The sequence below is a fragment of the Chrysiogenes arsenatis DSM 11915 genome, from assembly GCF_000469585.1.
GTDB lineage: Bacteria > Chrysiogenota > Chrysiogenetes > Chrysiogenales > Chrysiogenaceae > Chrysiogenes > Chrysiogenes arsenatis.
In genome coordinates this window covers 159046-170990 of record NZ_AWNK01000001.1, presented here as the reverse complement: position 1 = coordinate 170990, position 11945 = coordinate 159046, and the positions used below count along the sequence as shown (strand labels likewise).

11 protein-coding genes and 1 riboswitch are annotated in these 11945 nt (G+C 48.2%); of the genes, 4 read left to right on the top strand and 7 right to left on the bottom strand.

Translation table 11 applies throughout. The annotated features are described in order from the left end of the window. Positions 1-3 precede the first annotated feature (3 nt). Genes P304_RS0100740 through thiC form a run of 3 tightly spaced genes read right to left on the bottom strand, consistent with a single transcriptional unit; the run spans position 4 to position 2292 of the window. A complete protein-coding gene (locus P304_RS0100740) occupies positions 4-780 on the bottom strand; it encodes a thiazole synthase (protein ID WP_027388981.1) in 777 nt (258 codons plus the stop codon). 3 nt (positions 781-783) lie between these two features. Next, complete coding sequence (gene thiS / locus P304_RS0100735; protein WP_027388980.1) at positions 784-981, bottom strand: sulfur carrier protein ThiS; 198 nt, start codon at positions 979-981, stop codon at positions 784-786. 3 nt (positions 982-984) lie between these two features. After that, entirely contained in the window at positions 985-2292 is a 1308-nt protein-coding gene (gene thiC, locus P304_RS0100730; protein WP_034763460.1) for a phosphomethylpyrimidine synthase ThiC, read from the bottom strand. A 50-nt stretch (positions 2293-2342) separates the two neighbouring features. Next, a riboswitch (TPP riboswitch) is annotated at positions 2343-2432 on the bottom strand. Between the two features lie 378 nt (positions 2433-2810). On the opposite strand from thiC, the gene P304_RS17555 reads away from it, so the two are divergent. The 3 genes from P304_RS17555 (at position 2811) to P304_RS0100720 (ending at position 4644) form a co-directional block, all read left to right on the top strand. Continuing rightward, entirely contained in the window at positions 2811-2981 is a 171-nt protein-coding gene (locus P304_RS17555; RefSeq protein WP_084417456.1) for a 4Fe-4S binding protein, read from the top strand. Between the two features lie 81 nt (positions 2982-3062). Further along, positions 3063-3662 carry a DUF445 domain-containing protein gene (locus P304_RS0100725; RefSeq protein WP_027388978.1) on the top strand — a complete coding sequence of 200 codons (600 nt, stop codon included), beginning with the start codon at positions 3063-3065 and terminating at the stop codon, positions 3660-3662. 10 nt (positions 3663-3672) lie between these two features. Beyond that, a complete protein-coding gene (locus P304_RS0100720) occupies positions 3673-4644 on the top strand; it encodes a vitamin K epoxide reductase family protein (protein ID WP_027388977.1) in 972 nt (323 codons plus the stop codon). 49 nt (positions 4645-4693) lie between these two features. Here P304_RS0100720 and P304_RS13295 read toward each other — a convergent pair whose 3' ends face one another. Both P304_RS13295 and P304_RS0100710 read right to left on the bottom strand, forming a co-directional pair. Then, entirely contained in the window at positions 4694-6118 is a 1425-nt protein-coding gene (locus P304_RS13295) for a M23 family metallopeptidase (RefSeq protein ID WP_051321282.1), read from the bottom strand. Between the two features lie 18 nt (positions 6119-6136). Then, positions 6137-7093, bottom strand: a complete 957-nt coding sequence (locus tag P304_RS0100710) for an acetyl-CoA carboxylase carboxyltransferase subunit alpha (protein WP_027388976.1) — start codon at positions 7091-7093, stop codon at positions 6137-6139. Between the two features lie 158 nt (positions 7094-7251). On the opposite strand from P304_RS0100710, the gene P304_RS15800 reads away from it, so the two are divergent. After that, positions 7252-8268, top strand: a complete 1017-nt coding sequence (locus P304_RS15800; RefSeq protein WP_051321281.1) for a UbiX family flavin prenyltransferase — start codon at positions 7252-7254, stop codon at positions 8266-8268. Here the strand turns inward: P304_RS15800 and P304_RS0100700 are convergent. Together P304_RS0100700 and P304_RS0100695 are read right to left on the bottom strand one after the other, a co-directional pair. Continuing rightward, on the bottom strand, positions 8248-10017 hold the full coding sequence (locus P304_RS0100700) for a hypothetical protein (protein WP_027388975.1): 1770 nt from the start codon (positions 10015-10017) through the stop codon (positions 8248-8250). The two genes, P304_RS15800 and P304_RS0100700, sit on opposite strands and share 21 nt — an antisense overlap. Next, positions 10010-11791 (bottom strand): flagellar assembly protein A, encoded by a 1782-nt coding sequence (locus P304_RS0100695; protein ID WP_027388974.1) that lies wholly within the window; start codon positions 11789-11791, stop codon positions 10010-10012. The genes P304_RS0100700 and P304_RS0100695 overlap by 8 nt, the downstream gene beginning before the upstream one ends. Positions 11792-11945: the final 154 nt, after the last annotated feature.

Below are 11945 nucleotides of genomic sequence, written 5' to 3'. Positions count from 1 at the left end.
ATGTTAGCTCCACATCAGCCCAGCGAGGGGGCTTGACGCTTCGGCGATGGAAGATTCTGGTGCTAATGCTGCCAGATACGCTTCACGTCCTGCTTGTGTCCCTTTGGCAAAGGCGCGTGCCATGGCGACGGGATTTCCTGCTACGGCAATAGCGGTGTTGACCAAAACGGCATCGGCACCCATCTCCATCGCTTCGGCGGCGTGGGATGGCGCCCCCAGTCCGGCATCGACGATGACGGGTACTTTCGCTTGTTCAATGATGATTTGCAGATTTTCGCGTGTTTTAATCCCTTTATTGGAACCAATCGGACTGCCAAGTGGCATGACGGTGGCACAACCAGCTTCTTCCAAATGCTTGCAGAGGATCGGGTCGGCATTAATATACGGCAACACGATGAACCCTTCTTTGACAAGAATTTCTGCCGCTTTGAGTGTTTCAATCGGATCTGGGAGTAGATAGCGCGGATCGGGTGTCACTTCCAGCTTGATCCAGTTAGGACATCCGGCACTGCGGGCATAACGGGCAAGGCGGATAGCTTCTTCGGCACTGCGCGCTCCAGCAGTATTGGGGAGCAGCAAGATGCGGCTGATATCGATGGAAGCAAGCATGTCGTCTTGCGGTGCATCAAGGTTGACGCGACGCAGCGCGACCGTTACCACTTCGCTCTCAGATGCGTCGATAGCTTGGCGCATGATCTGGTTACTGGCAAATTTTCCGGTACCCACAAAAAGGCGTGAGCGAAACTGGCGGCCAGCAATGGTCAAAAAATCTTGTGACATAGATCAGCCCCCGCCAACAAGAGTAATGACTTCTACCACGGAGTCGTTGGTAATGCGTGCTTCTTCAAAGTTTTCGGGATAGAGCAACGTGCCATCAACTTCGACCGCGAGGCGCGTTGCCGTGATGCCAAGTTTTTCTTTCAGTTGATTGACGGTGAGTGTGTCACTCAGCTCGACGGGTCGTCCGTTAATCTGTGCCATAATTCACCCCTTGTTTGCGGTTTCTATCATTTGATGTGAAATATTCATTGAGCAAAATTTTGGCCCACACATGGTGCAGTGGTCTGTTTCACAATTTCCCTTCATCTCTTCCGGCAGACTTTCCATGCGATACTGGCGTGCACGGTCGGGATCGAGCGAGAGTTCAAACTGACGGTTCCAATCAAACGCAAAGCGCGCTCGGCTCATTTCGTCGTCGCGTTGGCGCGCACCGGGGCGGTTGCGGGCAATGTCACCAGCGTGAGCCGCAATTTTAAAGGCAATAATGCCGTTGCGGACATCTTCGCTATTTGGCAAGCCAAGGTGTTCTTTGGGAGTCACATAGCACAACATCGCTGCGCCGTGATACGCCGCCATCGTGCCGCCAATCGCACCGGTAATGTGATCGTAGCCAGGAGCGATGTCGGTTACGAGTGGGCCGAGTACGTAGAAAGGGGCTTCATGGCACACTTCAATTTGCTTCTTAATGTTGTATTCGATTTGGTCGAACGGGACGTGTCCTGGCCCTTCAATCATCACCTGCACATCTTGCTCCCAGGCACGCAGGCAGAGTTCGCCGAGTACTTCGAGTTCGCTGAGCTGCGCTTCATCAGAGGCATCGGCTTGACAGCCGGGGCGGAGCGAATCGCCGAGCGACAGCGTAACGTCGTATTTTTTGCAAATCTGAAGTAATTCGTCATAGTGGGTGTAGATTGGATTTTCCGCGTTGTGGTGCTGCATCCATAGCGCCATCAGCGAACCGCCACGGCTGACGATTCCTGTTGTCCGCTTGACTGCCATTGGGATATGGCGTTGCAAAATGCCGCAATGAACGGTCATATAATCGACCCCTTGTATTGCTTGCTCTTCGATCACGCGCAGGATGCCAGCGGCGGTCAATTCTTCAACTCGCTCCACTTCTTCCATAGCCTGATACATTGGCACGGTGCCGATAGGAACGGGGGAGTGGTCGATTATTGCTTGGCGGATAACGTTGATATTATCGCCGGTGGAAAGATCCATAACGGTATCAGCACCGTAGCGGATTGATTTGCGCAGCTTGTCCAGCTCTTCGTCAAGGCCACTGGAAAGCTTCGAGTTGCCGATGTTGGCATTGACTTTACATTTGGCATTGATCCCAATGGCAATCGGCACAATGTTTTTATGGTTAATATTGGCAGGAATAACCATCCGGCCACGGGCAACTTCGCTGCGGATAAACTCTGGGTCGAGCTGCTCAGCTGTCGCAACGATTTTCATTTCGGCTGTGATTTCCCCTTTGCGGGCACGGTGCATCTGTGTCACGTTCGTCATAAAACCTCCTTGAATGCAAAAAGCCGCCTCATACGAGACGGCTTGCGAGTGGTGTGTACTCTCCGTTTTCCTACGCCAGTACTACCTGGATCAGGTGCAAGGGTGCGTCTCAGCCCTTGCGGGCGCCCCTAACGGTTTATTATCAATATCCCCAAGTACCTAGCACATCAAATTTCGGGAATCAAGTGCAATGTACTTTGTCCATAAAATTACTCTCTGAAATGAAATTTTTCAAAATAGATAAGCAACTTGCATACCACTTTGCTCAACCAATACTCTCCTTGGATGATACAAACGTAGAATGTAGCTAATAGGTACAAAGTAAACTATATCTAACATGGAGAAAGCGACGTTTAATGTACGTGCAACTCATTTTGCATAAACTAATTAGAGTGCTCGTGCTGATTGTATACACTTTGCCCGTAAAATGCCGAAAACTACTTGACAAGCGTGTGCGTGCCGACTATGTTCAAACACGATTTTGGGGTTATCCCATGAACTTAAACAGGAGGCTTTTTATGGCTTATGTAATCAGTGATGCATGTGTAAATTGTGGCGCATGCGAACCAGAGTGCCCAGTATCTGCTATCTCTCAAGGCGACACTCAATACGTTATCGATGCTGATACATGCATTGATTGCGGCGCATGCGAAGCAGTATGCCCAACTGGTGCTATCTCTGCAGGCTAATACTGCACTTTCATTTCAATTAACATGAATGTACGGAAATGGACCTAGCGATAGCGGGTCCATTTTTTTTGGAGAAATCGCGTGGAACTCAAACTTTTGCTTATGCCATTGATAGGTTTATTTATTGGTTGGGGAACGAATGTTCTTGCGGTGAAAATGCTTTTTCGTCCCCACCGTCCACTGCATATTCTCGGCATAAACTTTCAGGGAATTCTCCCGAAGCGACGCACAGAGATTGCTCGAAAAATTGCGGAAACAGTACAGGACGAGCTTCTTTCGATCCATGAAATTACCCGTATTTTTGAACGGTTCGATATTAAGGAACACATTGATACGGCGATAGAAGAGTTAGTGCGGAATAAACTAAAGAATCGCATCCTTGAAAAAATTCCGATGCTGGCGCCTATGGTCGAAAGTTTACTGCCAAAAATTCAACCTGCGATTGTTGAAGAGCTTTATCTGCAAGCGGTTCAAATCAAAAAAGCGATGATTGAGCAGATTCATGACGAAGTTGATATTGCGGAAATCGTGGTGGAGAAGCTTGATCTTTATGACCTTAACGAGTTTGAATCATTAATATTAAAGGTAGCGCAGAAAGAATTGCGCCATATTGAAGTGCTTGGCGCGGTACTGGGTTTTGCGATCGGGAGTATTCAGGCGTTGATTATTTACTACCTCTAAGGGGAATTGAATGGCTCGTTTACTGGTAATTAATTTCAGCATCCTTGGTTTTGCCTTTTGTGTGTTAAATGCTTTCGGCGCTGATATTGCCTGCATTACGGATGGCTGTCAGATCTACTCGAACTACACTATTTTCGGTTTTTCTGTGTACTTCTACGGTGCCGCAGGGTTCGCACTGATTGCGATAACCGGACTTCTTTTCCCGCGTGGACGAACCGCTCATGCGTTGTTTGTCTTGTTGGTGGCGCTCATGGTAGCGGGTGACGCCCTGTTTTTGATATACCAATATTTTTACTGGTTCTGTATGAGTTGTATGGTGGTTGCCGCGCTTATTGGGTTGATTGGGTTGGCAGCGCTTTCGGTATCTGCGCACCTGAGAAGTAAGTGGTTTTACAGTATCTTCAGTATCTGGGCGTTTTTCTTTTTTGTCGCTACCTTTGGCTTAATCAAAGAGATTTTCCTTACCCCAATTCCAAGTTATGGTTCCAAAGAGGCTTTGGTTCAGATTTACGTTTCGCCATCGTGTCCGGCGTGTAAAACCTTGGCACTCAATGTGTTACAGCGTCCTGAGCTGCTCCAGCAGAGCGCATTTTATCTCGTTCCAAAAAGTGATGACGATTCACTGCTCATTGCCGGTTTTTATCAGGACGTAGCAACGGGAGCGACAGAGAAAATGGCGCTCGAGACATTGTTCAGCAACCCTCTGCGTGTCAGCGAGACGGCTATTACGTCCGAGCAACGATTTATTGAGCAGGTGAATACGATGGCAATGGCGCGCATCGGTGCCAAATCTATCCCGGTTGTCATTGCACCAGGATTAATTTTTGAGCCGAGTACCCCTTCGGTGAATTCTATAAGCCCAACACCTTCTTTTCTGCAAGGAATCTTGCAGCAGGCGCCACCAACGAATGCCGTCGGTTTTAGCGCAGGGTGTTCATTCCAGCAAAATAGTACTGACTCAGCCGATTGTAACGAGAATTGATTAACTGATTATCGCTTTCGACCCTTCGCTGAATGCCGATCAAAAGGCATTAGCGACGGGTCGCGTCGGCGGTCTTGACGTTCAACTCATTCAATTTTGCTTGGAGTGTACCGCGTTGTGAGCGAAAGTCAGCGAGATACTTCGCGGGAACTGGATCAACAGAATGCGAAGGGATATGCATTGGGTCTATATATTTGTCGCCTTTGGCGATGCGGAAATCCAAGTGCGGCCCAGTTGATCTGCCGGTTGATCCCACGTAACCAATCAGTTCGCCTTGCTTGATGCGCGCCCCTTGGCGTACGCGCGGAGCATAACCGCTCAGGTGCAAATATTGCGTCTTATAGCTGTTAGAATGTGTTAGCGTAATCATGTTGCCGGCGTTTCCGTTGTAGCCACGATAGTCGACTATCCCGTCGGCGACGGCATACACAGGAGTTCCTGTGGGCGCCGCTAAATCAACCCCACCATGAAAGTGACGTTGGCCAGTCACAGGATGGGTTCGATTGCCAAAATCACTACTCACGCGCGTATATTGCACAGGCGATTTCAGGAACATACGGCGGATTGATTCCCCTTTTTCGTTGTAGTAACCAAATTTTCCATTCGGATCCGTGTAGGCGAAAGCAGTAAAACGGCCGCGCTGAGTGACAATTTCCGCAGCTAAGATAGTGCCGGTACCATCAAGCTGATCTCCAATCCATTTTTCTTCGTACACTAATTTGAAGCTGGTTCCTGGGGTAATATCACGGCGAAAATCGAGTTGCCACGAAAAAATATTTTCAAGGTCGGCGACGAGTTTTGCTCCAAGTCGCTTTTCGCTAAAGGCCTGAGAAAGAGAAGATCCTATAACTCCCATTGCAGAGTTAATCAATGTGTCGTACTGAAGCGTCTCTTTGCGAACCGCAAACTCGCTCTTGGCCGGATCGCGCTCAATGTGAAATAATTCGGAGTTGCTCACATGGTACGTAAATAATTTAAGACTGTCATCCGGGTTTTTTTCTACCACATAGCTGTTCCCGATCCGGATGCGGTGGGCAGCAAAAACACCGCGCATTTGTTGTACGATGCCATGAATTTCACGGCTTGAAAGCCCTTGTGAACTGAGAATAGACGAAAGGGTGTCACCACGTTTGATGGTGGCTTCAAAGATTCTTTCGTCTTCGGGGGAGGGGATTTCCGTGCCAGGAAGTGTTGTATCATCTTCTAAATCAAATTCAGATTGGGTCTTGATAGGTGTTTTGGGTTTTAACGCGGAGACGGGTGCCTGTAGTGCTTTGGTTATGACCGTCTGCTGAGGGGCTTCCGCTGTGGTGGACTGTTGTGCTGCTGGCTGGATCATCCAGATGATACCGAAGCCGAGCATGAGTCCGAGGCTGGTGACCGAAAGAACCCTAACAACTTTTGCGGTAAGCTTCCTTGGTTTTGGTTTTTGATGTGGTGGTGTATAAAAAGCCCAAGGCTGCTTTTGGCGCATAACGAATCTCCCGTTGTTTTATTCTTCGAAGGCTCCGATCTGTCTGAAGCGTGCATATCTGTCGGCTACTAATTTTTCTTTCGACATCTGCTGCAGATCGCTTAAGTGTTTTATCAGAGCTTCGCGTAAATTTCCATAGACAACTTTCCTGTCACGGTGAGCCCCTCCGAGCGGTTCAGCAATGATTTCATCAATAATACGGTGTTTGAGAAGATTCGGTGCGGTGAGTTTAAGCGCAGATGCGGCTTTGGCTCCCTGTGTTCCATCTTTCCACAGAATAGCGGCACACCCTTCTGGGCTGATAACGGAGTAGATCGAGTGTTGCAGCATAAGGACGCGATTAGCGACTGCAAGCGCGAGTGCTCCCCCGCTTCCCCCCTCTCCAGTGACAACCGTAATAACAGGCACTTCCAGCGCTGCCATTTCAATCAGGTTGCGGGCAATGGCTTCCCCTTGGCCGCGCTCCTCTGCGCCAATGCCAGGATAAGCGCCAGGCGTGTCGACCAGTGTGATAATCGGTAGGTTGAATTTTTCGGCAAGTTTCATGATGCGAAGGGCTTTGCGGTATCCCTCGGGATTTGGCATACCAAAATTGCGGCGGATGTTTTCCGACGTATTGCGCCCTTTTTGATGGCCAAGGAGCATAACTGGGATGTCATTCAGGCGACACATGCCTCCGACGATGGACTTATCGTCGGCATAAGCTCTGTCGCCATGAATTTCTACGAAGTCAGTAAATGTATTAACCGCATAATCAAGCGTATACGGTCGTTGGGCGTGACGTGCTACTTGTGTGCACTGCCATTCGTTCATATTGCGGTACACTTCTTCTTTGAGGGTGGCGAGTCGAGTGGTGAGCTTTTCTACTTCGGTGCCGAAATTCAGCCCTTCTTTTTCCGCGAATTTCTGGAGCTCTTCGATCTTTCTTTCGAGTTCAACAATCGGTTTTTCAAACTCTAACGCACTGGCTATCATGTGCAGGAACCTCCTGTAACGGATGGATAATTTTTTTATTCACAGCGAGTGGCAATCTACCTTACTCATGGTATAAATGTGAAGAAAATGTTTACAGATGAACAAAAACTCACCTCCTAACAACCGATAGAGTGCGTGAGAAGCAAGATGGAGGCGGGATGAAGCATATCGCAGTAGTGATAACTGGTGCCAGCGGCAGCCAATTAGGGTTGCGGATGATTGACCTTCTCCAGCAGGCTGGGCGCACGGTAAGTGTTGTCTTAACCATGCAAGGCGCTACCAACATGCTTCTTGAAAGTGGGTATTCACCAGGAGCACTCGCAACGCTTGACGCAGAAACACAGTGGCGCGAGGCGGCACGTATCGTTCATGCTACGAACCTTTACCATCCGTCAGATTATTTTTCACCCCTTGCGAGTGGCTCTCATGCTCCTGATGGTTTACTTGTCCTTCCCGCGAGTATGGGGTATTGTGCTCGTGTCGTACAGGGGCTTGGAAGCACATTGGCCGAACGCGTATTTGACGTCTGTCTTAAAGAGGGAAAATCGATATTTCTGGCACCTCGTGAGAGTCCATTACACGCCATTCATTTAGAAAATCTCACCAAACTTGCTCGGCTTCGCGTTAAGATTGTGCCGTTTGCGCCCGAGTTTTACACTGGAATAGGGACGCTTTCGGGGCAAATTTCACAGTATTTAGGGCGTTTTGCCGCACTGTTAGGGGTCGATATTCCCCACCGTAAGTGGGGTGATGGTGCTGGCAACGTGCCACCGCATACCTGTTTTGTGTGCAGTTCGGCGAATCCCGTTGGATTGCAAGTACCGTTTACCATTGATGCCGAAGCGCTTACTTCACATGCTCACTTGCGAATAGGCGCCGCGTATCAGTCTTACAATGGGTTTATTCATGGTGGGATTTTGAGTGCGTTATTGGATGAGGCGATGGGGAAAATAGGTTCGATGGCGGGCTATATGATTGTGACGCATGACTTGCAAATTACGCTGCATCAGCCGCTGCAGGCGTTAGAGCCAGCAGTATTGACGGGCAAGTTATTTCCGAAAAAATGGAAAGTGGCTCATGGGGAGGCGATGATTACGACGCCAGAAGGGAATGTTATTGCGGAGGCTCGCGGCCGTTTTAAGATTATCGGGACGTTACCCCTCGGTGTAGGGTAGAAATTCGATCCCTTTGTCGCGTGTTTTTACGATAATAACGGCTTTGCGATCCTGATCAATTACGGTGTGCGACGAGTTTTTACCAAACTTCAACACATTGCCTTTGGGGAGATTTCTTTTGACGGTGATGGATGTCATGGTTTCTACGTGCTGAACGCGGTAGATGAGGTCGTCGAGCTTATTCAGGAGTTTAAGCATTTCGAGAAGTTGTTTTTTATAGTGCTTTCTTTCTTCATTCAGCCGATCGTAGCGGTCAATGATATTTGAAAAAACAGCTGGGATGCGATGGGACGCTTTGCGCATCTCTTCAATTTTGGCCACCATGCCACCTTGTTGTTTTTCGAGGTCAGCAATTTGGCTTTGCTTATTAATGTAATTCTTTTTTGTATTTTGTATTCCTTTAATGAGCGTGGCTTTTTTGCTGAGTGCAGCTTCGTATCGCTCTTTGACGGAGTCGATGATCAGCGGGTCAATAATAATAAAATTGCTGCCATCGCTGACATTTGTGATGATGACCTGATAACCGCCGGTGGTTACACTGGAGTTGACCATTTCGTTGATAAAAATTTGCGGTGATCGGATCACGCTCTGCATGCTCTTTCCCGTGACTTCAACCATAGCGGTGCACTCTACCAAGCCAGCTTCTAGCATATGAATAGTGGCATTATCAGCTTTTACCGTCCCTTTGGAAATTTTAATCGTAGCGTTATTGACCGCTTCGACGGTTGCATCTTTATGGAGTACGCCATTGATGGTTACATTTTCTCCGCGGATAATGGCTCGTGCGCCGACATGTCCGTTGATGACAATATTTTTCCCTTCGACGATTCTTCCGGCTGCAACCGCGTCGTGCTGACCATCTGGGGCTTCAATGCGAATGTCGCTGTCGGTGGCGGTAATGTCGCCAGTCTCTCCCAGGGAGACGCCAGAGCGCAGAGTAAGTTGCTCAACTATCGTAAGCGTTTGGTCGCGTAAGGCGAGATAGCCATCACAAAGCGCATAGTAGCGCGCTGAAGCCTCTGTTTTTTCTGTGCGGATACTTGGTGATACTTTGCGGAAAAAGAGTGGTTGTGTATTGTGTGGACGGGTGATTTCGCCATATGGGCTGATGTGTAGGAAGCGCACGGGTATTTCCGGAACCGTAATAAGCAAATCACCGCTGCGTGTAATGAAGGTATCTTGGCTGTTTTCCAGTACATCAACAATGGAGCGCTTTTCCCCTTGTAGAATATCGTACTGGTCAAAATGGTATTCCGGCTCAGCAAGCGGGGTGTCGCTTTTGTGAGCAACCTGCCCGCGGGCTATCGGAAAAAGCGCGTCATCAAATGGTTTACGTGTGGCTGAAGCTTGGAATATTTTCGCCGCTACGGTGTACAGAATATCATCATCAAATAAACCATAAACAATTCCAGCAAGAGCTAATTCCCGGTGAATGGCAGCTAAAATCTCAACGGGCGAAACGAGGGCGGTGTCGACTTTGGTTTCGCGTTCAATTCGCATCATCAGTTCGATACCCATAAGGCGGAGCGTAAAGCGCAGCTCAATTGGGCTGAACCCCTTTGTGAAAACGTCGATAGTGTAGTGCCGTATAAAACGTTCGCCATCTCGAAAGGGGGTCGAGGTATGGGAAAGGGTAAAGTCCATCTGTTCAACTGGCAGCGATTGTTCATCGGCAATTTGCTTGAGTGTCAAAGCAATATTGTCGGTGACAACATTTTCGCGCAGCATGCCAAAATTATCTTTAGCCATGCGATATCCGAATTTTTTTCTGCGGACAAGCGGTTACGCTGCCAGAACCGTCGAGGTGAAACATAACCGGGTGATCTTGTCCGAAAAACCGCACCCGACTCCCTTTCCCAGCTCCTTTGGCTATTTTTATGACCGTGGAGCGGCTCCCGGCCAGTAACTCTTCTTTCTTCTCTTTTAATGCTTTGAACTGCGTACTGAGGTCTTTGTAGGTTTCGTTATGGCGCTCGAAAATCGACTTTTTCTGCTGAAATATTTGTAGCTGCCGTGCTGCATTGGCTAATGGAGGTGTCCCTTGAGCTTTGGAGTTGCGAATGCTTTTGACAGCGGCTTCAACACGTGGTTTATCCATCTGCATCTCCGTAGCGACTTTTTTGATTTCACGCGTCAGTTGAATCAATTTGTTTTCCATTTCTTTGATTTCTTCGTCAAGTTTATTCAATAATTTACTGGTTACGGGAACTTGATAGGGGTCGACGATGATAAGATTTTCTTCGCCCGACATGGCCGCAATTTCGACAATCGGACCTGCCACAATCAGCTCAGTATTCCTCATTGTTCCTTGCCCGAGAAAAGAACGGCAAATAATTTTCGCATTAATGACATCGCCAGCGATGGTAACTTTGTCGCTGGTAATAGCACCCTGTTGGAAGCTTTTGGCTTCGACTAAGGGAGACTCGACCGCGCCACTCCCCATAGTAATAATGACTTTATCGTCACCGATCAATTTCGCTGTGCGGTGAATGCTCCCTTCCACTTCAACAATGCGTCCATGCAGCGTGGCATTCGACGAAACATTCCCTTTGATTTTAATATGTTCGCCTTGCACCGTACGGCCTGAGCCGACTGCTTCAGTGAGGACCCCTTCGTTGCTGACGTTTACATCTTTACGATCATCCTTATCGAAGTAAATATCACCAGTAACGCCGAGGTTAATGCCGCCCTGCACCGTGATGTCATCACGGATATCGGCTACTTTTTGGGCATCGATAGAGAAGTTTCCTGCCTTCAGTGAGTAGAGTTCAAGCGTTGGGCCGCGGTCAATCAGTTTTAGTTTCGGTGAAATGGTTTTAAACGGAAATATTTCTACTTCTTGACCTTGATATTGTTTGGCGATTTTTCCCAACGGAGAAATGCCGGGCTGCCCCAGCGTAGGGCGGTGAAACGTTAAAAGTTTTTTATTGGCTTCCACGTATTGGGTGAAGTTTTTTTTAGAATAGTCAATGCCACCATTCGCGGTTTCTTTGCCAACTGCGTTATACTTATCAAAGTGGTACGATACCTTGGAGTCAGTTCCATTGACAATTTTTTGTCCATAGGCAATGGGATAAGCCAGAAACTTCTCAGGGATAGAGCCCGTCGCAAAAGATTCCATAATGTTGGTCGTAATAATGCGCAGCTCTTTGGCAGGGACAATGCCAAAAACAATGCGGCGGAGTGCTAATAGTTTGGTGATTTCATTCGTGATGTAGTCGAAAAGTTTCGGGTCACTCGCATCGAATCGACTCGTGCGGTACACAAGGAGTTCGAAAAGATCAGGGTCCTCACTGCTGGGGCGAATGTCCATAATGGGGCGATGCGCAGACTTTGGTGGCCGAGGGGTAATCGAAATTTTCCATGATTTTGCATAGTTGCCATCACTCGTTTGGAACGGCTTACTCTCTTCATATATGGTAAAATCGAGGTCATCAGGCAGTATATTGAAATTCATAGCATGATCGTTGAGTGTTGCCGCGATATTTTCGGTCATTACCATCGTTGAGGTTGGTTCACTCATGGCTGCGATGCTCCCTCGGAAAACATTCAAAAATTACTCGCGCTAAACGTGCTTTATTTATACCAAATAAGTCACAATATCTACCGGAATTATTCACTCTTCGGCATTTTACCGTGGCGCGAATAGAGACTGTAGCCTCATTTTTTGCTTTTGT